Origin of the sequence: Rahnella sp. JUb53 (genome assembly GCF_004346065.1) — a bacterium.
Classification (GTDB): Bacteria; Pseudomonadota; Gammaproteobacteria; order Enterobacterales; family Enterobacteriaceae; genus Rahnella; species Rahnella variigena.
The window spans coordinates 215,281-239,672 of sequence record NZ_SLYT01000005.1; the positions used below are offsets into that span (position 1 = coordinate 215,281).

Consider the following 24,392-nt stretch of genomic DNA (forward strand, 5'->3'; position numbering starts at 1 on the left):
AATGCCGGACGCTTCACAGCTCCGGCATTTTTGTTTTCTGAACTGCGCTGGTCTTACGACTACGCTTTCTCAATAATATGGATCACCACATCCAGCACGTCGGCTTTGATGTTTTCGCGGTGCTTGTCCATATGTTCAGCCTGCTGATGCGCTTCGAGATGCGCCAGGCTTTCCCAGTCTTCCAGCATAAAGATGGAATCAGGTACGGTTTTACGCCACGGGATCTGCCCGTTGAAATCAACGTAAGGCTCGTAACGGTGGCAGCCTTTTTCAGCCTGAACGTCCGGCAGCAGGGCGATGATTTTTTCCATAACCGAATCGCGACGGCCTGGTTTTACTTTGATTTCAGCAATAACAGTGATCATAAAAAACCTCTTTCCCGGGTGACCTTAAACCTTAAGCCTGACCGAATACATTTTCAAGGTGAGCACGGTAGCGCGCAAAATCACCTTCTACATCAGGCTGTTTAATCACGTCGTTACACATAAAGGTCGGCAGCGTATCGAGGCCGACAAACTGGTTGGCCTTGTGTTGTGCCAGATAAACGCCGTCAACGCCAACGCCGTGGAAGAACTGTTCTTTATCTTCGAACGCTTCCAGAGGTGCGTTCCAGGTCACGGACAGCATGTAGCACTTGCCATGCAGCAGGCCACCGGAACCGTATTTTTTCGATTCATCAGAACGGGTACGTCCATCGCTGGCGTACAGTTTGCCGTGGCCTTCAGTGAACACTTCATCGATGTATTTTTTCAGCGTCCATGGCATCCCCATCCACCAGCCCGGCTGCTGATAAATAATGGCATCTGCCCACAGATAGCTTTCGATTTCGGTTTGCACGTCATAACCGTCTTCCAGCACGGTCACACGCACGTCGTGGCCTTTATCACGCAGGAAGCTGGTTGCGACTTCAGTCAGGCTGTTGTTCAGTGCGCCTTTGGAATGGGCAAATGTTTTGCCGGCATTGATAATCAGGATATTGCTCATGGAGTTCCCTTAAATAGAATTCTGGTGGTCAGGCTGTTATCACGTAGTGTACTTAACTCTGTCCCGCAGAAAAATGTGATATCGCGCACAAGACTATTGACTCAGATGCAATAATGGAAGAAACAGCACGGCAATTGAGCCATTTTATTGCGGAATAATTGTTTAAAAAGAAGGCATAAACACAGCAACTGTGACAGCCATACGGCAGATGATGTACTATCGCGGACATCATTGCCTCGTGTACGCCGCCTTATTATGCGCCAGCGGGTGCAAGCTTCCTTAATTTCCAAAACGATAACGCCACGGGTCTGAGGATTAAACATCAATGAGCGAAATGACTCATGACGGAACAGAGCGTTTAGCCCTGCACACGTTTACTGAGAACGCCTATCTCAACTATTCCATGTACGTCATCATGGACCGCGCGCTGCCGTTTATCGGTGACGGGCTCAAGCCGGTACAGCGCCGTATTATTTATGCGATGTCCGAGCTGGGCCTGAGTAATAACGCCAAATTCAAAAAATCCGCGCGTACCGTCGGTGACGTGCTGGGTAAATACCATCCGCACGGCGACAGCGCCTGTTATGAAGCGATGGTGCTGATGGCACAGCCTTTCTCTTACCGTTATCCGCTGGTTGACGGGCAAGGGAACTGGGGTGCGCCGGATGATCCGAAATCATTTGCTGCGATGCGTTATACCGAATCGCGTCTGTCGAAATATGCCGACGTTCTGTTACGTGAATTAGGGCAGGGGACGGTCGATTACGTGCCGAACTTTGACGGCACTATGCAGGAGCCGAAAATGCTGCCTGCGCGTCTGCCGAATATTCTGCTCAATGGCACCACCGGCATTGCGGTCGGGATGGCGACGGATATTCCGCCGCATAACATCCGTGAAGTGGCTGCCGCTGCGGTCGCATTGCTGGAAAAACCGAACAGCTCGCTGGAAGATTTGCTGGAATTCGTTCAGGGGCCAGATTTCCCGACCGAAGCCGAAATCATTACGCCACGCAATGAAATCCGCAAAATGTACGAATCGGGCAAAGGCTCGGTGCGTATGCGTGCGGTCTGGCACAAAGAAGATGGCAGCGCGGTGATTACCGCGTTACCTCATCAGGTGTCCGGTGCGAAAGTACTGGAGCAAATTGCCAACCAGATGCGTGCCAAAAAGCTGCCGATGGTCGAAGATCTGCGTGACGAATCCGATCACGAGAACCCGACGCGTCTGGTAGTGGTTCCGCGCTCTAACCGTATCGACCTGGATCAGGTGATGAATCATCTGTTCGCAACCACGGATCTGGAACGCAGCTACCGCATCAACATGAATATGATCGGCCTCGATCACCGTCCGCAGGTGAAAGGGCTGCTGGAAATTCTGACCGAATGGCTGGTTTATCGTCGCGATACCGTACGCCGTCGTCTGAACTACCGCCTCGATAAAGTGCTGAAACGCCTGCATATCCTCGAAGGTTTGCTGACGGCGTTCCTGAATATAGATGAAGTCATTCACATCATCCGTAGCGAAGACGAGCCAAAACCGGTGCTGATGCAGCGTTTTGAGCTGTCAGATACTCAGGCAGAAGCGATTCTCGAGTTGAAATTACGTCATTTGGCGAAACTCGAAGAAACCAAGATCCGTGGTGAGCAGGATGAACTGGCGAAAGAGCGCGATCAGCTGCAGGCGCTGCTGGCCTCTGAACGCAAACTCAGCACACTGATCCGCAAAGAAATTCAGGCTGACGCCGAAGCCTTTGGTGACGATCGTCGTTCGCCGATCACTGAACGCGAAGAAGCTAAGGCGATGAGCGAGCACGATTTCATCCCGTCTGAGCCTGTCACGATTGTGTTGTCCGAATCAGGCTGGGTGCGCAGTGCTAAAGGTCATGACATTGATGCTTCCGGCCTGAGCTACAAAGCGGGAGACAGTTTCCGTGCTGCCGCGAAAGGCAAGAGCAATCAGCCGGTGGTGTTTATGGATTCCACCGGGCGCAGTTACGCGCTGGATCCGACCACGTTGCCATCGGCGCGCGGTCAGGGTGAACCACTGACCGGTAAACTGACGCCACCGCCGGGCGCGACCATTGAACACGTGCTGATGGCTGCTGACGATCAGAAGTTACTGATGGCCTCTGATGCCGGTTACGGTTTCGTTTGTACCTTCAATGATTTAGTGGCGCGCAACCGTGCCGGTAAAGCGATGATCACCTTGCCGGAAAATGCGAAAGCGTTCCCGCCAATGGAGCTTCATGGCGCTGATGATATGTTGCTGTCAATCACAGCCGCGGGCCGGATGCTGATGTTCCCGGTGGCTGATTTACCGCAGTTGTCGAAAGGCAAAGGTAACAAAATTGTTTCAATCCCTTCTGCGCAGGCAGCAAGTGGTGAAGATAAACTACAATGGCTGCTGGTGTTGCCACCGCAAACATCAGTTACCCTGCATGTGGGTAAACGTAAGCTGGTTCTGCGTCCGGAAGATTTGCAAAAATTCCGTGCTGAACGTGGCCGCAAGGGAACCCTGCTGCCACGCGGACTGCAACGTATCGATCGGGTTGAAGTCGATGCGCCTGTGCGCACCGGTGGTGGTGACAGCGAAGAATAAAATGGCTGTAACTTCTTAACCGACAGGGCACATTTGTGCCCTGAAATCGTTTGAGAGGGTTGCAGCGGCCTGAGACTGTTGTGCAGTGCAAAGATTTTACATTTGTATCAATAAAACCGTTGTGCCCTGCTGAATGAGGCTTGAGAATAGTTCACCTCACAGGGAGCGAAACTGCACAGGTTTCTTACCGGCTTCGGCTGTAGTTTTAAGAGGATGTTATGTTATTTATTTTGCGTCTGATTATCGTGGTGGTTTACTCGATTCTGGTCTCTGTTTTTGGTTGTATTTATTGTCTTTTCAGTCCGCGGAACCCGAAACATGTGTCGACTTTCGGTAAGCTGTTTGGTCGTCTGGCACCCGTATTTGGCCTTCGTGTAGAACAACGTATTCCTGCAGAAGCAGTGAATAACGGCAACTGTATTTATATTGCCAACCATCAGAACAATTATGACATGGTGACGGCTTCGTCCGTCGTCATGCCAGGAACGGTGACCGTCGGCAAGAAAAGCCTGGCCTGGATCCCGTTCTTTGGTCAGCTTTACTGGCTGACGGGCAACCTGCTGATTGACCGTGATAATCGCGCCAAAGCGCACGGTACCATTTCTCAGGTCGTGACCCAGATTAAGAAAAAGAATCTGTCGATCTGGATGTTCCCGGAAGGGACCCGCAGCCGTGGCCGTGGCCTGATGCCATTCAAAACCGGCGCTTTCCATGCTGCCATTGCTGCCGGTGTGCCGATTGTGCCGATCTGCGTATCGAACACCAGTAACAAGGTGAAGTTAAATCGCTGGTCAAACGGCCTGGTGATTGTTGAAATGCTGCCGCCAATCGACACCAGCGGTTATACCAAAGAGCGCCTGCGTGAATTGTCCGAGCACTGTCGTCAGATCATGGCGGACAAAATTGCCGAGCTGGATGCCGAAGTGGCGCAGCGCGAAGCCGCCGCAAAAAAATAAAATTCAGTTGATGCCATTTTTCCCGCTGCCATTGATGGCGGCGGATTCTACACAGTTCCTGATCTTGTTTTCATGGAGAAGATATGTCACTCAGTCGTCGCTCGTTCCTGCAAGCCTCCGGCGTGGCTCTTGCCGCAGGTGCTCTGCCATTAAAAGCAGAAGCGAGTGGTTCGCAACCTGTATTGCCCGTTCCGCCGTTGCTCGAATCGCGTCGCGGACAACCCCTGTTTCTGACTTTGCAGGCTGCTCACTGGTCATTCCTGGGTGGCGCAAAAGCGCCGGTCTGGGGCATCAATGGCATGTACCTTGGCCCGACGGTCAAAGTACACAGCGGTGATGACGTAAAACTGATTTACAGCAACCGTCTGGCAGAAGCTGTTTCTATGACCGTCAGCGGTCTGCTTGAACCGGGCACCTTAACCGGTGGCGCCGCGCGTCTGATGCAGCCGGGCGTTGACTGGTCCCCGGTATTGCCTATTCGTCAGGCGGCGGCGACCTGCTGGTATCACGCCAATACCCCGAACCGCATGGCACCGCACGTTTATAACGGTTTAGCGGGGATGTGGATTGTCGAGGACGAAGTCAGCAAAAATCTGCCGTTACCGAACCATTACGGCGTGGATGATTTCCCGATCATCATTCAGGACAAGCGTCTGGATGGGTTCGGCGTGCCGCAATACGACACACCGGCTTCCGGAGGATTCTTTGGCGATACCATGCTGGTGAACGGTGTGCAAAGCCCGTTCGTAGAAGTTTCACGTGGCTGGGTGCGTCTGCGTTTACTCAATGCCTCGAATGCGCGCCGTTATGAACTGAGCATGACCGATAACCGCGCGTTCCACGTTGTCGGTTCCGATCTGGGTTTCCTGCCAGCGCCAATGACGGTAAAACGTCTTTCTCTCGGGCCGGGCGAGCGCCGCGAAGTGCTGGTGGATATGTCACAGGGCGAAGAAGTGTCGATTACTGCCGGTGAAGCCGCAGGCGTGATGGACAGACTGCGCGGCCTGTTCGAACCTTCAAGCATTCTGGTTTCTACCATTGTGCTGACCCTGAAACCGACCGGCCTGCTGCCGCTGGTGACGGATAATCTGCCGATGCGTTTGCTGGCCGATCAGATCCTGACCGGCAACGTCGTCCGTACCCGTGACCTGCGCTTAGGCGACAGTGAACCGGGGATCAACGGCGCGCTGTGGGATATCAACCGTATCGATCTGACTGCGCAGCAAGGCACGTGGGAACGCTGGACGGTGCATGCGGATTTACCGCAGACGTTCCATGTTGAAGGGGTGTCCTTCCTGGTTAAAAGCGTTAATGGCGCCGCGCCGCTGGTGGAAGATGCCGGATTCAAAGATACCGTTTGGGTCGATGGCGATGTCGAACTGCTGGTGTATTTCAATCAGCCTTCTTATGAGCACTTCCCGTTCGTCTACCGCAGTGGCGCGCTGGAACTGGCCGACCGCGGCTCAGCGGCCAATATGCTGGTACAGCCTTCGATGTAAGCGTCATTCGCGCAATAAAAAACCCGCCTCGGCGGGTTTTTGTTTTTCTGCACTCTCAAACGGCTTACAGATCTTTTTCCGGATCCGGCCCCAGACGCTGCTCTTTATCCAGCTTGGTGACTTCCGCCAGTTCTTCTTTTTCCAGTTTGAAATCAAACACGTCGAAGTTTTCGCGGATGCGTTTTGGTGTTACCGATTTCGGGATAACAATCAGCCCGTTATCTAAGTGCCAGCGGATAACAATCTGCGCAGGCGTCTTGTCGTATTTTTCCGCCAGTTTCTGGATCAGCGGCTGATTAAACACGCCTTCGCCGCCCTGTGCCAGCGGGCTCCAGGATTCGGTGGCGATGGTGTGTGTGGCGTTCCAGGCATGCAGCTGGCGCTGTTGCATCAGCGGGTGAAGCTCAATCTGATTCACGACAGGGAAAATGCCGGTTTCATCTTTCAGCTTCTGCAAATGTTGCAGCGGGAAATTACACACGCCGATGCTTTTCGCCAGACCTTGTTCTTTCAGTTTCAGCAGCGCTTTCCAGGCATCGACGTAATGCCCCTGAGCCGGTTGCGGCCAGTGGATCAGGTATAAATCGACATAATCAGTTTTCAGCTTTTTAAGGCTGGTTTCCAGCGCCTGTGGTGCGTTCAGCTGATCGTCATTCCACAGTTTGGTGGTGATAAACAGCTCTTCGCGAGGCACCAGATTGGCGGCAATTGCTTCGCCGACGCCTTCCTCATTTTTGTAGATGGCGGCGGTATCAATATGACGATAACCGGTTTCGATCGCCGTTTTCACCGCGCTGGTGGCTTCCTGATTACTGGCTTTCCATACGCCAAGTCCTAACTGAGGCATCAGATTGCCATCGTGAAGTTTGATGATGGGTTGCGTTGCCATGAGTTTCTCCTTTCAGGGCAGAGTACCCGCCGCAGAGGACGGGCACCGTGTAGGGATTGACGTTAAGTCTAGTAAACGAAACGGCATCTTGCTGAGCAGGCTACGTATATTCAGACACGGAAGATGCCTAGGCGTTCATATCCAGCACCACGCGATAGCGCGCTTTCCCTTCATGCAGATGCTCCACGGCATCATTGATTTTGCTCAGCGGGAAGTGCTCAACCTGCGGCGTGATGTCATGACGGGCGCAGAACGCCAGCATGTCAGCCAGACGGGAAGGGGAGCCGGTCGGTGAACCGGAAACCTCAGCCTGTTTGCTGATCAGCGCCATCACATGCAGCGGTACCGCTTCCGGCACCACGCCGACAAAGTGCAGACGGCCTTTCGGTGCCAGCGCGCCAATAATGGCGTCCCAGTCCAGCGAGGCATTGGCGGTGACCATAATGAAGTCCAGCTGACCGGCGATTTTCTTCAGTTCATCACTGTCACGGGTAGCAATAACGCGGTGCGCACCGAGTGAAACCGCTTCGTCACGTTTCGCCATCGATGACGTAAACGCAGTGACTTCGCAGCCCCAGGCATTCAGGAAACGCAGCGCCATGTGGCCTAAACCGCCGATGCCAATCACGCCAACGCGATGGGTCGGCAGCACGCCAAACTGCAACAGCGGGTTAAAGACGGTAATACCGCCACAGAACAACGGACCGGCGCTGGTGATATCCACGCCTTCCGGCAGCGGTATAGCCCACGCCCAGTGGCTGCGGATCTTGTCCGCGAAACCGCCGTGATGGCCGATGATGGTGGCTTCTACGTCATGACAAAGGTGCTGATCGCCGGACATACAAGGGTGACAGTGCATACAGCTGCTACGGTTCCAGCCCACGCCGACAATCTGGCCGACTTTTAGCCCTTTGTTCTGCGCATGATTACCAATTTTGACGATTTTGCCGACCACTTCATGGCCAGGAACAAACGGATACTGCGTGATGCCCCAGTCATTATTAAGCATCGACAGATCCGAATGGCAAACGCCGCAATAATCAATGGCGACTTCAATTTCTTCGTCGCCAATCGGGCCGGCGTCGAAAGCAAACGCTTCGAGTGGCTGATTCGGGCCGGCAGCGGCCCAGGCGTTAAAGGTATTTTCAGCAGCAACAGGTGCAGACATACAATCCTCCGAACTCTCGGTTAGACGAATAATGAATTGAAATAAGGATTTATCAGAAAAAAAGAATCGGTGACCGAAGGTCGCTCACGATCAGCGAATGAAAAGTACGTCCATACAGACTAGCAGTTCATCGCATTTATGCAGGTGTGTCCCCCTGCGGAAGGCGACATTAACTGTAAGAGAAAATGGGCAGCAGCATGATGCCCATTTCTGCCAGAGTCTTGCCTGTTTCTGCTTGTCTCTGTAGGAACGCAGGAGGTTATGGCAGAATCAGTGCCAGTTTAGTGAATATGTGGAGCGAAATAATGGAAAACGTGAACAGCCTGTGCGCCCGCATGGCGGCAAGAGTCGCCCGGCTCAGTGGTGATAAAAATCTCGTGCCGTCGGCGGTTCCGCAGGTGACGCTGATGTACACCACACGTTACCATCCGCGTCAGCCGGTTTTGTACAATCCCGGCATTGTGATCCTTTTTCAGGGGCGAAAAGTCGGTTATCTGGGCAAGAAAACCTTCTCTTACGATCCGCACAATTATCTGATGCTGACCGTTCCGCTGCCTTTCGAATGTGAAACCTTCAGCAGCCCCGAAGAGCCGCTGGCCGGTATTCAGATCAGCATTGATAACCTGATGTTGCAGGATCTGCTGATGGATATGGGCGACGAAAGCATGGCGCGTCAGAAAGAATCGTCAACAGGCATCAACTCCGGCGTGCTGGATGGCGATATTCTTTGTGCGACCGAACGCCTGCTGGATGTGATGGATAAGCCGCTGCACGCCCGTATTCTGGGGCCTAAAATTATCCGCGAAATCCTGTTCTTTATTCTGACCAGCGAGAACGGCGGCGCGCTCCAGGCGCTGGTTAATCGTCATACCCATTTCAGCCAGATTGCCAAATCCCTGCGCCGTATTGAGGCGCAGTACGCCGACAATCTCAGCGTGGAAACGCTGGCCAGTGAAGTGAACATGAGTATTTCGGCGTTTCACCATAACTTCAAAGCCGTGACCAGCACGTCGCCGCTGCAGTATCTGAAAACCTATCGCCTGCACCGTGCGCGTACCTTGATGATTTATGATGGCGTGAAAGCCAGCGTAGCGGCATTACAGGTGGGGTATGAAAGCGCGTCCCAGTTCAGCCGGGAGTTCAAACGCTATTTTGGCGTCACGCCGAGTGATGAGATGGCGCGTCTGCGCGAAGGGAGTTCCGGTGTGCTGGCGTTAACGGACGTGGCATTTAAGGCCTGAACCGGTCTTTTTACAAAGGATTTCAGAAAGGGCTCAGAAACGGCATTTCCGTTTTTTCCAGATAACCAGCACCGCGCCAGCCAGACCGACGACCAGCAACAGAACCGGTAAAATCATCAGTCCCGCCATGACCTGATCTTCATGGCGTTTAACAATCGGAATGTGGCTCAGTGCGAAGCCCAGAGAAATCACCACACCCACCCACAATATGGCACTCAGCCAGTTAAAGAACTGGAAACGGGCATTGTTGAGGCCGGAAATCCCAGCCATTGTCGGTAACAGTGTCCGCACGAAAGCCAGAAAACGCCCGACAAGCAGCGCCATCAGCCCGTGCTGAATAAACATCTGATGCGCTCGCTGGTGATAATGCGCCGGAAGCTGTAACAGCCAGCCTTTGACCAGTTTGGTGTGACCCAGCCAGCGTCCCTGAATATAACTCAGCCAGCAGCCGAGGCTCGCGGCCGTCACCAGAATAATCAGGGTAGGAACGAAGCTCATGACGCCTTTAGCAATCAGCGCGCCGGTCAGCAGCAGCAGGCTGTCACCGGGCAGGAAAGAGGCAGGTAATAAGCCGTTTTCCAGAAACAGCGTGGCAAACAGGACGGCATAAATGACCCAGAGAAGATTCGGGTCGGCGAGCATACTGAAATCATGCTGCCAGAGCGCATGAAAAATGTCGCAAAGCACTGCCATATTCTGTCCTGTTTCTGTTCATTAAAAACTGTCGCCTGCCAGTGTAACGCGGATCGATGTTGGATATGTTGATCTGAGGACACTGTAAAAAAGACAGAAGGCTCCGGCATCAGTCGCCCGGAGCTCTAAAGAGCTTACAGATTATTATCATTTTGCGAATGAATATCCGCCACTTACCTTACCGATCTGCGCGTTATGTCGCAATCTCTGTGGCTCAGGAAGTCGTTATCCGTTCAAAAGCCGTTGAAAGATCGGCAATCAGATCGTCACAGTTTTCCAGCCCGATATGTAATCTAACCAGCGTGCCGGTAAAGTCGACGGTTTCCGCCGGGCGGATAGCCTGAATTTCTTCCGGCTGATTGGCCAGAACCAGCGATTCAAAGCCACCCCACGAATACGCCATGCTGAAATGCTCGAAGTGGTCGAGATAGTCAGAAAGCTGTTGTTTGCTCAGGCGCTGTTTCAGCACAAAAGAGAACAGGCCACAGCTGCCGGTGAAATCCCGCTTCCAGAATTTATGGCCTTTGCTGCCGGGCAATGCCGGATGATTGACCACTGCCACTTCCGGACGCTCCGCCAGCCACTGTGCGATGCGGATACTGCTTTCTGCATGCTGTTTCAGCCGCACGCCCATGGTACGCAGCCCGCGGCTGGCGACATACGCGGTATCAGCATCGACCATTTGCCCCATCAGATAGGAATGTTCACGTAACTGCGCCCAGCAACGTTCATTAGAAACGGCGGTGCCAATCATCGCATCAGAATGACCGACGATATATTTGGTGCCTGCCTGAATCGAAATATCGATATCAAATTCCAGCGCTTTAAACAGAATGCCCGCCGCCCAGGTGTTATCGATCATGATGACAACGTCCGGATTTACTGCGCGCACCGCTTTCACCATCGCCGGGATATCCGGGACTTCCATAGTGATAGAACCCGGCGACTCGAGGAATACCACTTTGGTATCCGGCTGCATCAGCGAACCTAACTCAGCACCGATATTGGCAGGAAAATAGGTGGTGGAAACACCGAGTTTTTTCAGCACTTTTTCGCAGAAATCCTGCGTCGGTTCGTAAGATGAACCGGCCACCAGAATGTGGTCCCCGCTGCTGACAAAGGAAAGCACCGCGTTACTGACCGCCGCCGCGCCGCACGGATATAGCGCGCAGCCCGCGCCGCCTTCCAGCTCGACCATCGCCTGTTGCAGCGAGAAATGCGTCAGGGTGCCGCGGCGTCCGTAAAACAGCTCGCCGTTAGCACGGTTGGCGGTGGCGTGTTTTTTATCCGCGACGGTTTCAAAGACCAAAGATGACGCGCGCTGAATGACCGCATTCACGGAGCCTTGCGTGAACTTCTTGTCCCGTCCGGCGCTGACCAGCGCGGTTTCAATTTTTTTAGACGTCATAATCCGTATTTCACCCTGTTACGTTGCACGGCATGCACCAGCATCCGCCGATATGTCATTAACTTAACATGATGAATTTCAGGGATCAGGCTTTTGGCGGGTGGATGAGAAAATTTCAGCAGCCTGCGCCCGTTTCACAGAAAAAAAGCCCGTCGTGACGACGGGCAAGGGAGAAACGAGTTTTGGGCATCAGCCGGTATAGACGCCGAAGAGTTTGGGCAGGAATAGCGAAATGGTCGGAATATAGGTCACCAGCATCAGCACCACGAACAGCACGCAGTAGAACGGCATCATGGCTTTCACCACTTTCTCAATGCTCTGTTTACTCACCGCACTGGCGACAAACAGCACCGAGCCGACCGGCGGGGTGATCAGCCCGATCCCCAGATTCACCAGCATGATCATGCCGAAATGCACCGGATCAATGCCGAGTGATAACACCACCGGCAACAGCACCGGCGTCAGGATCAGAATGATCGGCGCCATGTCCATCAGCGTACCGATCAGCAACAGCATGATGTTGATCCACATGAGGATCACGTACTTGTTGTCGGAGATCGAAGTGAAGAATTCGGTGATGCGCATCGGCAACTGCATGTAGGTCATCACTGCGCCAAAGCTGGCGGCAAACCCGATCAGAATCATGACGATGCTGACGGTTTTGACTGTGCGGTACATCAGTTTCGGCAGCTCGCTCCACTTGTAATCGCGGTAGATAAACATGGTGACGAAGAATGACCACAGACAGGCAATCGCCGCAGATTCTGTTGCGGTAAATACTCCGCTGAGAATACCGCCCATGATGATGACAACGGTCATCAGCCCCCACAGCGTGTCGATGAAAATCTTCAGCGCCTGACGGAACGGCACGCGTTCACCTTTTGGATAACCGCGTTTGTGCGCAAACACCACGCACATCACCATCAGCGTCAGGCTGAGCAGTAAACCGGGCAGAATACCGGCGATGAACAGCGCGGCAATCGACACCGTGCCGCCGGTCGCCAGTGAATAAATCACCGAGTTATGGCTGGGTGGTGTGAGGATAGCCTGCACCGAGCCGCTGGCGGTCACCGCTGCCGCAAAGTCACGCGGATAACCTTTCTTCTCCATTTCAGGGATCATCACCGAGCCGATCGACGCCGTGTCTGCTACCGAGGATCCGGAAATCGCGCCGAAAAAGGTCGAGGCGACGATATTCACCAGCGACAGTCCGCCGCGGATAAACCCGACAAAGATGTAGGCAAAACTGACCAGCCTGCGGGCGATCCCTCCTTCGGCCATGATCGCGCCCGCCAGAATAAAGAACGGGATCGCCAGCAGAGAGAACTTATTCACGCCATTGGTCAGCTGGATCATCAGCGCTTCAAACGGCAGGTCAATCCACCAGGCTCCCGCCAGCGCGCTCAGCCCGACGGCGTAAGCGACCGGCACGCCAATCGCCAGCATTACCGCCAGCGTTAACAACAAGATTAATGCATCCATAACAGGCTCCGGTCAGGCGTCAGAATTGCCCAGCATCACCACTGGCCGCTGATGCTGCGGGCCGGCAATGATCTGCTCAATGATGAATAACAGCGTCAGCGCAGAACCTATGGGCAGCGGCAGATAGGTTTGTCCGGCGGTCAGCAGCGGGATTTCCGCCACCGGCTGTTGCCAGAGTTCGCTGCACAATTGCAGGCTGTACCAGAAAATAAACACGCTGATCGCCAGCATCATCAGGTCAGCCAGCAGGGCGGAGAATTTTTTCAGCGCAGGCGGCAGACGGTCGGTGACCATCGCCACCACAATGTGCGAACCGGCGCGGTAACTGACGGCGGCACCGATAAAGGTGAACGTCACCATGCACATAATCGCAATCGGCTCCGGCCACGACAGGGCGCTGTTCATCACGTAGCGGGCGAAGATCCCAATCGGGATCACCGCGACCATCAGCAGTAACGCAATACCGGCGAGCCACATCGCGCAGCGGTAAAGAATGTCCATCAGGGTGTGATAACTCGAGACCATAAATCCCCCGGCGAAAGATCATAAAGAGGCAGCCCGCAGGCTGCCGGAGTCAGGGTTTACTGAACGTCAGCGATTTGCTGCATCAGTTCCTGATGGTCTTTGCCGAATTCATCGCGCACGGATTGCGTGGCTTTGACATAAGTCGCAGGGTCGATCTCATAGAATTTCACGCCGCCTGCTTTCATCGTTGCCAGCGCTTTCTCGTTATAGGCTTTCCACAGTTCGCGTTGCTCGTCCTGTGCTTCTTTCGCCAGCTTGAGGATTAACTGCTGGTCTTCCGGTTTCAGTTTGTCCCATTTCACTTTTGAATACAGGAACAGCTCCGGAATGATGAAGTGACGGCTGTAGGTGTAGTTTTTTACCACCGGCAGATAGTTGTGGGCGACAAACGTCGGCGGGTTGTTTTCGGTGCCGTCGATAACCCCGGTCTGCATGCCGCTGAACACTTCACTGACGCCCATCGCCACCGGGTTTGCGCCCATGGCTTTCAGCGTCGCCAGCGCAATCGGACTGCCTTGTACGCGGATTTTCATGCCGTGCAAATCTTCTGGTTTCACCACCGGCTCTTTGGTGATCAGGTTACGCGTGCCGCCGTCCATCCAGCCGAGGAACACCAGACGGGAGTTCGGGTTGTTGGTGATTTTGTCGCCGATTTCTTTGCCAATCTGACCGTCGAGCACTTTGTGCATGTGGTCTTCATCGCGGAATATATAGGGCAGGGTGAAGACGTTTATCTCCGGTAAAATCGAGGCAACCGGCGTCATCGATACGCGGATAATATCCAGCGCGCCAAGCTGTGCCTGTTCAATTTCCTGCTTTTCATCCCCCAGAACACCGCCCGGGAACGTTTTGATTTCGAGGCGTCCGTCCGTTTGCTTTTGCAGCTTTTCGCCCATGTGCTGAACGGCGACGACGTTCGGATAGCCTTGCGGATGCACATCGGCGGCCTTCAGCGTTTGTGCGGATACACCCGCGGTAAATAAGAGGGTCGCGGAACTCAGGCAAAGGCTGAGAAGTGCTTTTTGCATTTTCATCAGTTTGTCTCCAGGGTACTCAGTAAGGGAAAGATAAATGAGAGCAAGTGTTGATCAGAGCCAACGGAAGGTCCGGCCTGTTCATTATGAAAAATGTGTAAATAAGCTTTTAAATTATAGGGATACAAGCATTGCCGGTATGCGGTCTTCGCCTGAGTAAGCACCTTATCCTATTTTTTACTGTGCGGTATTTGAGCATTATCACAAACTCGCAACAAATGTAAAAAGGTGTTACTTAATATTTAAAACATTGTTTTGACTTAGATGTTGAAGCTCAGATGATTGATTTACCGCGTAATTCTTTTGGAAAGTGTGACGCAGATTAAATTGTTCATCCCTTGTGCAAACACGAAAAACCTTGTCGTCTGTCAATGACACGCCAGCCTGCAGGCGCGACAATGTAAATAATAATGAGAACGACTATCAATTAGGCCTTTTTCTTTGATATCATTCGGCGTTATTCATTCCTTCTACACACTGATTCTGGCTGGAGGCGACGCGTGAAAACGGCTCGCAATAAGATGAAAGAGGCGACCTCATTACTGATGTCGTTGATGTTGGTTGCTGGCTTAAGTGGCAACGCGATGGCTGCACCTGCGACGCCGGCTGGACAAGCCGTCAATTCTGCAACAACTCAACCGGCAGCGGCGGATGCCCCTGCACCGGCGAACAGTGATGCAACGCCAGCACCGGTGATGCAACCGACGCCGTCCGAAGCGACGCCTGTCATTCCTACCGATTTGTCTGTTATGGGCATGTATCACCACGCCGATGCGGTGGTGAAAACCGTCATGATTGGCCTGCTGCTGGCCTCTGTCGTCACCTGGGCGTTGCTGTTCAGCAAAGGTGCTGAAGTGTTCACTGGCAAACGCCGTATGCGCCGCGAGTTTGATGCGCTGTCTTCTGTCCGTACTCTGGACGAAGCCGCTGAGCAAGCCGAAAGCTTCGCCGCCAGCAGCATCAGCGCGCAGATGATCCGTGACGCACAGAATGAACTCGAGCTGTCAGCAGGTTCCACCGACAACAACGGCATCAAAGAACGTACCGGTTTCCGCCTTGAGCGTCGCGTCAGCGCAGCCGGCCGTTACATGGGCCGTGGCAACGGTATTCTGGCGACTATCGGGGCAATCTCTCCGTTCGTCGGCCTGTTCGGTACTGTGTGGGGCATCATGAACAGCTTCATCGGTATCGCGCAAACGCAGACCACTAACCTGGCCGTTGTAGCGCCGGGCATTGCAGAAGCTTTACTGGCAACGGCTGTCGGTCTGGTTGCCGCGATCCCTGCCGTGGTTATCTACAACATTTTCGCCCGTACCATTACCTCTTACCGTCATCAGGTTGGCGATGTGGCGGCGCAGATTATTCTGTTGCAGGGTCGTGATTTGGATCTGGCTGCCAGCAAAGGCGATGCGCCACGCGGTCAGACAGGTCAGTTACGCGTAGGGTAAGAACAGATTATGGCTATTCGGTTAAACGACGATATCGACGAAAGCGGTGAAATGCATGACATCAACGTCACGCCTTTCATCGACGTCATGCTGGTATTGCTGATCATCTTCATGGTGGCCGCACCGCTGGCGACCGTAGATGTGCGGGTTGATTTACCCGCCTCTACGGCGAAACAGCAGCCGCGTCCTGAGAAACCGATCTTCCTGTCGGTGAAAGCAGACAAACAGCTGTTCCTGGGCGACACGCCGGTCAACAGCGATAATCTGACCTCGATGCTGGATCAACGTACTCAGGGCAATAAGCAGAGCACGATTTTCTTCCGTGCGGATAAGACAGTGGATTACGAAACGCTGATGAAAGTGATGGATAACCTGCGTAAAGCCGGTTACCTGAAAGTCGGACTGGTTGGCGCTGAACAAACCGGTGCCGCTGCGGCGCAGTAAGTTTTTCCTCGAGATCAGACGCACAAAAAGGCCAGCGATGCTGGCCTTTCGTTTATCTGTAAAACCGAAACTCAGGTCACCGGCGCCGGGTTAAACACCGCCAGCGCATTATGGATGCCCCAGGTGTCTGACCAGGTTTTCTTGCGCCCGCTGGCGATATCGAGAATGAAGTGGAACAACTCCCAGCCCACATCTTCGATAGTCGCGTCGCCGGTCGCAATAGTACCCGCGTTGATGTCCATCAGATCGTGCCAGCGGTTAGCCAGCGTGGTGCGGGTCGCCATTTTAATCACCGGCACCGCCAGCAGGCCGTAAGGCGTACCGCGTCCGGTGGTAAAGACCTGCACGGTAATCCCGGATGCCAGTTGCTGTGTTCCGCAGACAAAATCACTGGCAGGCGTGGCAGCGTAGATCAAGCCTTTTTTGGTCGGACGCTGACCCGGAGACAATACTTCTGAAATTGCACTAGTGCCGGATTTTGCAATCGAGCCGAGTGCTTTTTCCACCACGTTGGCCAGACCGCCTTTTTTGTTACCCGGAGACGGGTTGGCGCTGCGGTCGGTTTGTCCCATCGACAGATAATCATCGTACCAGGCCATTTCTTCCAGCAGACGTTTACCCACTTCGACATCCGCAGCGCGCGGCGTCAGTAAGTGGATGGCGTCGCGCACTTCAGTCACTTCTGAGAACATCACGGTCGCGCCACAGCGCACCAGCAGGTCCGAGGCGTAACCTACCGCCGGGTTAGCTGTCACGCCGGAGAAAGCATCGCTGCCGCCACATTGCGTGCCCACGACCAGATCAGACGCCGGACAGGTTTCGCGCTGACGGCGGTTCAGGCGCTCGAGATGGAATTGTGCAACGGTGAGGATATCGTCCACCATCGACTGGAAGCCGACATGCTGTTCATCCTGCAAACGGACGATATGCGTATCGTCGAGGGAAATCGCCTGCACGTCCGGCGTACCTTCCAGCAGGCGCTCGGGTTGCAGCTTTTCACAGCCCAGACCGACCACCATCACTTCGCCGCCAAAGTTCGGGTTCAGCGCCAGATTGTGGATAGTGCGGATCGGCACCACCGCCGCCGGGGCGTTAATTGCCACGCCGCAACCGTAGAGATGGTTCAGCGCCACGACGCCATCGACGTTGGGGAATTTCGGCAGTAAATCACGCTCGATGATTTTGACCACGTAATCCACCACGCCCGCCACACAATGCACGCTGGTGGTTATACCGAGCAGATTTTTAGTGCCTACGCTGCCGTCGTCGTTGCGGTAACCTTCAAAGGTATAGCCTTCCAGCGGCGGTAAGGCGGGCGGAACGCGGGTGGCCAGCGGCAGGCTGTTAAGCTCCGGCGCGACCGGCAGTTCCACCAGGGATTCGTCAATCCAGCCGCCCTGTGCGATATCACGCACCGCATAGCCGATGACTTCACCATAACGAATAATATCGCCACCTTGGGCAATCGGTTCTAAGGCAACTTTATGACCTTGTGGAATATGCTCAATTAATTCCAGACCATTAGAAAATCGGGTGCCGGCTTTTAAACCGTTATCGTTCACAATAATAGCAACGTTATCGCTTTCATGAACCTTAATGAAAAGTGCTTCGGTTGCATGTTCTTTATCTTTATTACGTGACATAACTGTCTCCGCGTTTATTAAACATCCCGGAACAAAAGGCTCCGGTTAATTCTCTGAAGTTGACGCTTAACGACGTTTCTCAAAACATGCTCTGTAATACAGGGTATGACGCTCATTATAAGACAGACTTCCACGAACCTCATTGTGCAACTGACCAGCTTTTTACCGGTTTAACATCATTCTGTGGGGCAGGTGACAGAATAAATGTGATGGATATCACCCTTTGATTTGAGCGGTTATCAGCGCGAGATAATCTGTGATTCTCCTCCCACATCGATGTGTGTATGCAAAAGAATAGTCACAATTATCTGCTATATTCTTGGGCGAATGCACAGTGTTATTTCGGGGCCTCTTTTTTATACTGTATTAGCCCTCTGAAGGTGACGTTTTAAGTAATACAGGTAAATTTCGTACAAGGATTAATAAAGGATTAATTCGCCAGATCGTATAAATGCTTCTTATAAAGAAACTATAGGGTAAATAACGCAGAGGAATGGCGGGCGTTATTTGAGCAGCGGTGAATTACCTGAATGAATTTTTCAATATTACAACGAAGGTCACCATGAATATTCAATCTCAGTCTCGGACAATCGCGCAAAGTAAGGTACGAACACATATTCGTTACTACATTTTGCTGATTATCTTTTTAATCACGGCGGTGAACTATGCCGACCGTGCAACGCTTTCCATTGCAGGCACCGAGGTCGCGCGCGAGCTGGGCCTGGATGCTGCGGATATGGGGCAAATCTTTGCGGCATTCGGCTGGGCATATCTGATTATGCAGTTGCCCGGCGGATGGTTGCTGGACAAGTTCGGTTCAAAGAAAGTTTATACCTACAGCCTGTTTTTCTGGTCGCTGTTCACCTTACTGCAAGGCTTTGTTGGCTGGTTCCCGCTGGCGTATGGCGCACTGACGCTGTTTATCCTGCGCTTTATGCTGGGTTTCTCCGAAGCGCCTTCCTTCCCGGCGAACGCCCGCATTGTCGCGGCCTGGTTCCCGACCACCGAGCGCGGCACCGCGTCGGCAATTTTTAACTCCGCACAATATTTCTCGCTGGCGCTGTTCTCTCCGTTACTCGGCTGGCTGACCTACGCCTGGGGCTGGGAACATGTCTTTATCGTGATGGGCGTGATTGGTTTTGTGCTGACGCTGGTGTGGATCAAATTTATTCATAACCCGCCGGAACATCCGCATATTTCCAAAAGCGAGCTGGAGTTTCTGAAAGACGGCGGCGCGGTGGTGGATATCGACCACAAGAAAACCGACAGTGCGAAAAATGGTCCGAAATGGAGCTACGTTCGTCAGATGTTGAGCAGCCGCATGATGCTGGGGATCTTCTTCGGGCAGTATTTCATTAACAGTATTACGTGGTTCTTCCTGACCTGGTTCCCGATTTATCTGGTTCAGGAAAAGGGCATGTCTATTCTTAAAGTGGGGATGATTGCCGCAATTCCGGCATTGTGCGGTTTTGCCGGCGGTGTGCTGGGTGGCGTGTTCTCAGATTTCCTGATTAAACGCGGTTTCTCGCTGACCGTGGCACGTAAAATTCCTATCGTGCTGGGCATGTTGTTAGCCACCAGCATCATCTTGTGTAACTACACCGACAACAACGCGCTGGTTGTCACCCTGATGGCGCTGGCGTTCTTCGGCAAAGGCTTTGGTGCGCTGGGCTGGCCGGTGATTGCCGATACCGCCCCGAAAGAAGTCATTGGCCTGTGCGGCGGCATCTTCAACGTGTTCGGAAACGTAGCCTCCATCGTGACGCCGCTGGTGATCGGCTACATGGTAAAAGGGCTGCACTCTTTCAATATGGCATTAATTTTTGTGGGCTGTTCAGCACTGATGGCGATGCTTTGCTATCTGCTGGTGGTCGGCGAGATCAAACGTCTGGAACTTAAGAAACAGTAAATTTTGATGCGGGCATGCCGGATTTTCCGGCTCTGCCCCTGGATGAGGTCAGATATCAGATATGAGTAATCAAATGATTCCAAATCGCTTTCGCCAGGACTTACTGCAAGGAAAAACGCTGATTGGTTGCTGGTCAGCGCTGTGCAGCCCAATCACCACCGAAGTGCTCGGCGTGGCGGGTTTTGACTGGCTGTTGCTCGATGGCGAACACGCGCCGAATGATGTCACCACATTTGTACCGCAACTGATGGCGCTGAAAGGCAGCCGCAGCGCGCCGGTGGTGCGTCCGCAATTTAATGATCCGGTGGTGATTAAGCGCCTGCTGGATATCGGTTTCTACAATTTCCTGATCCCGTTTGTGGAAACGCAGGAGCAGGCTGAACTGGCGGTGGCATCAACACGTTATCCGCCAGCAGGCATCCGTGGCGTATCGGTTTCGCATCGCAGCAACATGTTCGGCACCGTGCCGGATTACTTCACCAGCATCAACGACAACATCGCGGTGATGGTGCAAATCGAAAGCCAGCAGGGCGTCGATAATCTGGATGCGATTGCCGCCGTTGACGGCATCGACGGAATTTTCGTCGGCCCGAGCGATCTGGCCGCAGGCATGGGGCATCTCGGCAACGCCGGACACCCTGACGTGCAGGCCGCTATCCGTCACATCTTTGCGCGTGCAAAAGCACACGGCAAACCGAGCGGCATTCTGGCACCGGTTGAAGCAGATGCCCGTCGCTATCTGGAATGGGGCGCGACGTTCGTGGCGGTCGGCAGTGATTTAGGCGTTTTCCGCGCAGGGACTCAGGCGCTGTGTGATCGCTTCACCAAGTGATCCGCTCTCAAACATCAATATAAAGAGGATACCCGAATGAAAATTGGCTTTATTGGTTTAGGCATCATGGGCAAGCCTATGAGCAAAAACCTGCTGAAAGCAGGTTACGAGCTGGTGGTGATGGATCGCAATCAGGATACCGTCGGTGAAATTGTGAAACTCGGCGCGACAGCGGCAGATACCCCAAAAGCCGTGGCTGCGGTTTCTGATGTGATCATCACCATGCTGCCAAACTCGCCGCAGGTAAAAGAGGTGGCGCTGGGCGAAAATGGTCTGATTGAAGGCGCGCGTCCGGGCACTATTTTCATCGACATGAGTTCTATCGCGCCGCTGGCGAGCCGTGAAATCAGTGAAGCGCTGGCTGCTAAGCAAATCGCGATGCTCGATGCGCCGGTTTCCGGCGGCGAACCGAAAGCCATCGACGGCACGATGTCTGTCATGGTCGGCGGCGACAAAGCGGTGTTCGATAAATGCTATGAAATCATGAAATCCATGGCGGGTTCCGTGGTGCATACCGGTGATATCGGCGCAGGCAACGTCACCAAACTGGCGAATCAGGTGATTGTGGCGCTGAACATTGCTGCCATGTCTGAAGCGCTGGTGCTGGCTACCAAAGCGGGCGTGGATCCTGATTTAGTTTTCCAGGCTATTCGTGGCGGACTGGCAGGCAGCACCGTGCTGGAAGCAAAAGCGCCGATGGTGATGGATCGCAACTTCAAGCCGGGATTCCGAATTGATTTGCACATCAAAGATTTAGCTAATGCACTGGACACCTCACACGGCGTTGGTGCGCAACTGCCTCTGACCTCGCTGGTCATGGAAATGATGCAGGCACTGAAAGCGGATGGTCACGGGCAATCTGACCATAGCGCCATTGCACGCTATTATGAAACCTTAGCGAAGGTTGAAGTTACCCGTTAGTCTGCGGCGGCAACGTGACCCTGAGTTAATGCTCGTTTCGCGTTGCCCTTCAGGCAGGATGCAAAACTGACAGGACGCTTTTCCACATCGGCGCGTGCAGTTTATGAAGGTAATGACTTTATGAAAATAGTGATCGCACCGGATTCATACAAAGAAAGTTTGTCTGCTTTGGATGTGGCAAAAGCCATCGAAAGTGGTTTTCGTGAGATTTTCCCCGAGGCGGAGTACGTCAAACTGCCGGTTGCCGATGGCGGCGAAGGCACGGTTGAGGCGATGGTGGCTGCCACCGGAGGCCGCGTCGTTAAAGTGAATGTCACCGGGCCGCTGGGAAAACCGATCGAGGCGTTCTTCGGGTTATCAGGTGATGAGAAAATCGCTTTCATCGAAATGGCGGCGGCCAGCGGGCTGGAAAGCGTTCCGCCTGCGCAACGTAATCCGCTGAAAACCACCTCTTACGGCACCGGCGAACTGATCCATTCCGCGCTGGACCATGGCGTGAAACACTGCATCATCGGCATTGGCGGCAGTGCGACCAATGACGGCGGCGCGGGAATGATGCAGGCGCTTGGCGCGAAGCTGCTGACCAGAGAGGGCAAGCCGATTGGTCAGGGCGGCGGTGAGCTGGAAAAACTGCATCACATTGATATCAGCGATCTGGATCCGCGGATCAAAAAATGTCGCTTTGAAGTGGCGTGTGACGTGACCAATCCGCTGACCGGAAAAGACGGGGCGTCTGCTATCTTCGGTCCGCAAAAAGGCGCGACACCGGAGATGATCGAACAGCTCGACGGCTATCTGCATCATTATGCGCAAGTGATCAAAAAGGATCTGGGCATTGATGTTGAGCACGTTCCCGGTGCTGGCGCCGCGGGCGGTATGGGCGCGGCACTTTACGGATTCTGCCATGCGGAATTACGTCAGGGGATCGAGATAGTCACTGATGCGCTGGGGCTGGATGAGCTGGTGAAAGACGCCACGCTGGTGATCACCGGTGAAGGGCGTATCGACAGCCAGAGCATCAACGGTAAAGTGCCGATTGGTGTGGCGCGGGTCGCCAAGCGTTATAACAAACCGGTGATTGGGATTGCGGGCAGCCTGACAAAAGATGTGGATGTGGTTTATGACCACGGGCTGGACGCCGTTTTCAGTGTGCTTTACAGCATTTGTACACTCGATGACGCCCTGAAAAACGCGGCGGACAACCTGCGTAAATCCGCACGAAATATTGCCGCGACCATTAAATTATCGCAAAAACTTTAACCCACAGCAGTCAGGATAAAAAACCGGTGTTCAGGCCCAGCCTGCGCCGGTTTTTGTATTTTATTTGTGGCGGTTTTACGTTAGGTTTTAAAGACATTCGCCAATGAGAAAACACGTATGTCAGAGATTGATTTTTCACAGCAGCCGGTAAACACCCTGACCAAAGGGCTTGGGCCGCTGAGCGCCGGTGCGCGTAAGGGCGATATCCGCGGGCAAGGCTGGAATATTCTGCGTGAAGACGTCAGCCTGCCGGTGGCGGTGCTGCTCGAAGAGAGAGTCGAACATAATCTTTCCTGGATGCGCGAATTCATCCAGCGTTATCAGCTGAAACTGGCACCGCACGGCAAAACTACCATGAGCCCTGAGCTGTATCAGATGCAGCTGGAGTTTGGTGCGTGGGGTATTACGCTGGCGACTGCGCCGCAGGTTAATGCGGCATTCGCGCATGGCGTGCGCAAAGTGATTATGGCCAATCAGCTGATCGGCAAAGGCAATATGGCGATGATCGCCGGGCTGATGCGTGAAGACCCGTCTTTCGATTTCACCTGCATTGTGGATTCAGCGGACAACGCCGACGCGCTCGGGCATTACTTTGCCAGTCAGCAGCTGACACTGCGCGTGATGTTTGAATACGGCATTGCGGGCGGTCGGACGGGCATCCGCACCGAAGAACAGGAAGCTGACGTGCTGGCGGCGGTGAAACGCTGGCCGCAGTCGCTGGCGCTGGTCGGTGTCGAGCTTTACGAAGGTGTCAGTAATGACGAGGCGGTGATCCGCGGTTTTCTGCGCCACGTTATGACCCGCACGCAAGTGCTGGCACAGGCCGGAGAATTTGCCGAACCGCAGGTGATTTTAACCGGTGCCGGTTCCGCCTGGTTCGATGTGGTGGCAGAAGAACTGACCCGCGAAGACACGCATCTTGATGCTGAAAAACGCTATAACCTCGATATCATCCTGCGTTCCGGTTGCTACGTGACACACGACGTCGGCGCGTATCAGGCGGCGCTTGAACGTATGCAAACCAGCAATCCGGTGGCGCGCGAGATGAACAGCAGTTTACAGCCCGCGTTGCAGGTCTGGGCGGCGGTGCAATCGTTGCCGGAGCCGGGCAGGGCGATTATCGCTTTCGGTAAGCGTGATGCCGGTTATGACGCCGGATACCCGAAAGCCGCCGGGCATTTCCGTCCGCGCAGCGCCACGCAGGCGGGATACACCACGGTGGTGCCTGCGCCGGAAGACTGGAAGGTGTTCGCGATGATGGATCAGCATGCGTTTATGTCGATACCGGAAAACGCTGACCTGAAAGTCGGTGACATGCTGGTCTTTGATATCAGCCACCCTTGCCTGACGTTCGACAAATGGCGGCAGCTGCTGCTGGTCAATGAACAGTGGGATGTGACCGGTGCGGTGACCACCTGGTTCTGATGAGACGAAAACGCCCGGACGATGCCGGGCGT

At 53.8% G+C, this 24,392-nt stretch carries 20 protein-coding genes and 1 pseudogene; 11 read left to right on the forward strand and 10 right to left on the reverse strand.

Annotated elements, in window-relative coordinates:
• Nucleotides 1-59: 59 nt before the first annotated feature.
• Entirely contained in the window at nt 60-365 is a 306-nt protein-coding gene (locus tag EC840_RS14095) for a putative quinol monooxygenase (RefSeq protein WP_112286709.1), read from the reverse strand.
• A 31-nt stretch (nt 366-396) separates the two neighbouring features.
• Nucleotides 397-984 carry an NAD(P)H-dependent oxidoreductase gene (locus EC840_RS14100; protein ID WP_129639271.1) on the reverse strand — a complete coding sequence of 196 codons (588 nt, stop codon included), beginning with the start codon at nt 982-984 and terminating at the stop codon, nt 397-399.
• A 325-nt stretch (nt 985-1,309) separates the two neighbouring features.
• Here EC840_RS14100 and parC point away from each other — a divergent pair, with 325 nt between their 5' ends.
• The 3 genes from parC (at nt 1,310) to ftsP (ending at nt 6,038) form a co-directional block, all read left to right on the forward strand.
• Nucleotides 1,310-3,583 (forward strand): DNA topoisomerase IV subunit A, encoded by a 2,274-nt coding sequence (gene parC / locus EC840_RS14105; RefSeq protein WP_129639270.1) that lies wholly within the window; start codon nt 1,310-1,312, stop codon nt 3,581-3,583.
• 218 nt (nt 3,584-3,801) lie between these two features.
• A complete protein-coding gene (locus EC840_RS14110; RefSeq protein ID WP_112286706.1) occupies nt 3,802-4,539 on the forward strand; it encodes a 1-acylglycerol-3-phosphate O-acyltransferase in 738 nt (245 codons plus the stop codon).
• Nucleotides 4,540-4,622: 83 nt separating this feature from the next.
• Entirely contained in the window at nt 4,623-6,038 is a 1,416-nt protein-coding gene (gene ftsP / locus EC840_RS14115; protein WP_113877383.1) for a cell division protein FtsP, read from the forward strand.
• A 64-nt stretch (nt 6,039-6,102) separates the two neighbouring features.
• Here the strand turns inward: ftsP and dkgA are convergent, their stop codons facing one another.
• Both dkgA and EC840_RS14125 read right to left on the reverse strand, forming a co-directional pair.
• Complete coding sequence (dkgA, locus tag EC840_RS14120; protein WP_129639268.1) at nt 6,103-6,927, reverse strand: 2,5-didehydrogluconate reductase DkgA; 825 nt, start codon at nt 6,925-6,927, stop codon at nt 6,103-6,105.
• Between the two features lie 127 nt (nt 6,928-7,054).
• Nucleotides 7,055-8,095 carry an NAD(P)-dependent alcohol dehydrogenase gene (locus EC840_RS14125; RefSeq protein WP_132965789.1) on the reverse strand — a complete coding sequence of 347 codons (1,041 nt, stop codon included), beginning with the start codon at nt 8,093-8,095 and terminating at the stop codon, nt 7,055-7,057.
• A gap of 305 nt (nt 8,096-8,400) precedes the next feature.
• Between EC840_RS14125 and EC840_RS14130 the strand changes: the two genes are divergently transcribed.
• Complete coding sequence (locus EC840_RS14130; protein ID WP_112287745.1) at nt 8,401-9,336, forward strand: AraC family transcriptional regulator; 936 nt, start codon at nt 8,401-8,403, stop codon at nt 9,334-9,336.
• A 33-nt stretch (nt 9,337-9,369) separates the two neighbouring features.
• Here EC840_RS14130 and EC840_RS14135 read toward each other — a convergent pair whose 3' ends face one another.
• The 5 genes from EC840_RS14135 to EC840_RS14155 all read right to left on the reverse strand — a co-directional run bounded on the left by EC840_RS14135 (nt 9,370) and on the right by EC840_RS14155 (nt 14,478).
• A complete protein-coding gene (locus EC840_RS14135; protein ID WP_112287744.1) occupies nt 9,370-10,029 on the reverse strand; it encodes a DedA family protein in 660 nt (219 codons plus the stop codon).
• A 214-nt stretch (nt 10,030-10,243) separates the two neighbouring features.
• Complete coding sequence (gene metC / locus EC840_RS14140; RefSeq protein WP_132965791.1) at nt 10,244-11,437, reverse strand: cystathionine beta-lyase; 1,194 nt, start codon at nt 11,435-11,437, stop codon at nt 10,244-10,246.
• A 189-nt stretch (nt 11,438-11,626) separates the two neighbouring features.
• On the reverse strand, nt 11,627-12,919 hold the full coding sequence (locus EC840_RS14145; protein WP_112287742.1) for a TRAP transporter large permease: 1,293 nt from the start codon (nt 12,917-12,919) through the stop codon (nt 11,627-11,629).
• Between the two features lie 12 nt (nt 12,920-12,931).
• Nucleotides 12,932-13,444 (reverse strand): TRAP transporter small permease, encoded by a 513-nt coding sequence (locus EC840_RS14150; protein ID WP_132965793.1) that lies wholly within the window; start codon nt 13,442-13,444, stop codon nt 12,932-12,934.
• Nucleotides 13,445-13,500: 56 nt separating this feature from the next.
• Nucleotides 13,501-14,478 carry a TRAP transporter substrate-binding protein gene (locus EC840_RS14155; RefSeq protein WP_112287740.1) on the reverse strand — a complete coding sequence of 326 codons (978 nt, stop codon included), beginning with the start codon at nt 14,476-14,478 and terminating at the stop codon, nt 13,501-13,503.
• Nucleotides 14,479-14,999: 521 nt separating this feature from the next.
• Here EC840_RS14155 and exbB point away from each other — a divergent pair.
• Nucleotides 15,000-15,926 (forward strand): tol-pal system-associated acyl-CoA thioesterase, encoded by a 927-nt coding sequence (gene exbB, locus EC840_RS14160; RefSeq protein ID WP_240783352.1) that lies wholly within the window; start codon nt 15,000-15,002, stop codon nt 15,924-15,926.
• 9 nt (nt 15,927-15,935) lie between these two features.
• Entirely contained in the window at nt 15,936-16,370 is a 435-nt protein-coding gene (gene exbD, locus EC840_RS14165) for a TonB system transport protein ExbD (protein WP_112287738.1), read from the forward strand.
• Between the two features lie 71 nt (nt 16,371-16,441).
• Here exbD and garD read toward each other — a convergent pair whose 3' ends face one another.
• Entirely contained in the window at nt 16,442-18,013 is a 1,572-nt protein-coding gene (garD, locus tag EC840_RS14170) for a galactarate dehydratase (protein ID WP_132965795.1), read from the reverse strand.
• Nucleotides 18,014-18,575: 562 nt separating this feature from the next.
• Between garD and EC840_RS14175 the strand changes: the two genes are divergently transcribed.
• The 5 genes and pseudogenes from EC840_RS14175 to EC840_RS14195 all read left to right on the forward strand — a co-directional run bounded on the left by EC840_RS14175 (nt 18,576) and on the right by EC840_RS14195 (nt 24,360).
• A complete protein-coding gene (locus EC840_RS14175) occupies nt 18,576-19,922 on the forward strand; it encodes an MFS transporter (RefSeq protein ID WP_132965797.1) in 1,347 nt (448 codons plus the stop codon).
• Between the two features lie 61 nt (nt 19,923-19,983).
• Nucleotides 19,984-20,754: a 2-dehydro-3-deoxyglucarate aldolase gene (gene garL / locus EC840_RS14180; protein WP_120163257.1), complete on the forward strand. Its 771-nt coding sequence runs from the start codon at nt 19,984-19,986 to the stop codon at nt 20,752-20,754.
• 27 nt (nt 20,755-20,781) lie between these two features.
• A pseudogene (gene garR / locus EC840_RS14185) lies at nt 20,782-21,675 on the forward strand (2-hydroxy-3-oxopropionate reductase); the annotation flags it as partial.
• 120 nt (nt 21,676-21,795) lie between these two features.
• Nucleotides 21,796-22,935, forward strand: coding sequence for a glycerate kinase (locus EC840_RS14190; protein WP_113877393.1), 1,140 nt, complete (start codon nt 21,796-21,798; stop codon nt 22,933-22,935).
• 117 nt (nt 22,936-23,052) lie between these two features.
• Nucleotides 23,053-24,360, forward strand: coding sequence for an amino acid deaminase (locus tag EC840_RS14195; protein ID WP_132965799.1), 1,308 nt, complete (start codon nt 23,053-23,055; stop codon nt 24,358-24,360).
• The last annotated feature ends 32 nt before the right edge of the window (nt 24,361-24,392 follow it).

Excerpts from the sequence above, each read along its gene's own strand:
- ftsP (WP_113877383.1), top strand. The coding sequence starts at position 4,623 with ATGTCACTCAGTCGTCGCTCGTTCCTGCAAGCCTCCGGCGTGGCTCTT.
- EC840_RS14190 (WP_113877393.1), top strand. The coding sequence starts at position 21,796 with ATGAAAATAGTGATCGCACCGGATTCATACAAAGAAAGTTTGTCTGCT.
- EC840_RS14095 (WP_112286709.1), bottom strand. The coding sequence starts at position 365 with ATGATCACTGTTATTGCTGAAATCAAAGTAAAACCAGGCCGTCGCGAT.
- EC840_RS14135 (WP_112287744.1), bottom strand. The coding sequence starts at position 10,029 with ATGGCAGTGCTTTGCGACATTTTTCATGCGCTCTGGCAGCATGATTTC.
- EC840_RS14175 (WP_132965797.1), top strand. The coding sequence starts at position 18,576 with ATGAATATTCAATCTCAGTCTCGGACAATCGCGCAAAGTAAGGTACGA.
- EC840_RS14100 (WP_129639271.1), bottom strand. The coding sequence starts at position 984 with ATGAGCAATATCCTGATTATCAATGCCGGCAAAACATTTGCCCATTCC.
- EC840_RS14150 (WP_132965793.1), bottom strand. The coding sequence starts at position 13,444 with ATGGTCTCGAGTTATCACACCCTGATGGACATTCTTTACCGCTGCGCG.
- EC840_RS14130 (WP_112287745.1), top strand. The coding sequence starts at position 8,401 with ATGGAAAACGTGAACAGCCTGTGCGCCCGCATGGCGGCAAGAGTCGCC.
- garL (WP_120163257.1), top strand. The coding sequence starts at position 19,984 with ATGAGTAATCAAATGATTCCAAATCGCTTTCGCCAGGACTTACTGCAA.
- EC840_RS14195 (WP_132965799.1), top strand. The coding sequence starts at position 23,053 with ATGTCAGAGATTGATTTTTCACAGCAGCCGGTAAACACCCTGACCAAA.
- EC840_RS14155 (WP_112287740.1), bottom strand. The coding sequence starts at position 14,478 with ATGAAAATGCAAAAAGCACTTCTCAGCCTTTGCCTGAGTTCCGCGACC.
- exbB (WP_240783352.1), top strand. The coding sequence starts at position 15,000 with ATGAAAGAGGCGACCTCATTACTGATGTCGTTGATGTTGGTTGCTGGC.
- EC840_RS14145 (WP_112287742.1), bottom strand. The coding sequence starts at position 12,919 with ATGGATGCATTAATCTTGTTGTTAACGCTGGCGGTAATGCTGGCGATT.
- exbD (WP_112287738.1), top strand. The coding sequence starts at position 15,936 with ATGGCTATTCGGTTAAACGACGATATCGACGAAAGCGGTGAAATGCAT.
- metC (WP_132965791.1), bottom strand. The coding sequence starts at position 11,437 with ATGACGTCTAAAAAAATTGAAACCGCGCTGGTCAGCGCCGGACGGGAC.
- dkgA (WP_129639268.1), bottom strand. The coding sequence starts at position 6,927 with ATGGCAACGCAACCCATCATCAAACTTCACGATGGCAATCTGATGCCT.
- EC840_RS14110 (WP_112286706.1), top strand. The coding sequence starts at position 3,802 with ATGTTATTTATTTTGCGTCTGATTATCGTGGTGGTTTACTCGATTCTG.
- EC840_RS14125 (WP_132965789.1), bottom strand. The coding sequence starts at position 8,095 with ATGTCTGCACCTGTTGCTGCTGAAAATACCTTTAACGCCTGGGCCGCT.
- parC (WP_129639270.1), top strand. The coding sequence starts at position 1,310 with ATGAGCGAAATGACTCATGACGGAACAGAGCGTTTAGCCCTGCACACG.
- garD (WP_132965795.1), bottom strand. The coding sequence starts at position 18,013 with ATGTCACGTAATAAAGATAAAGAACATGCAACCGAAGCACTTTTCATT.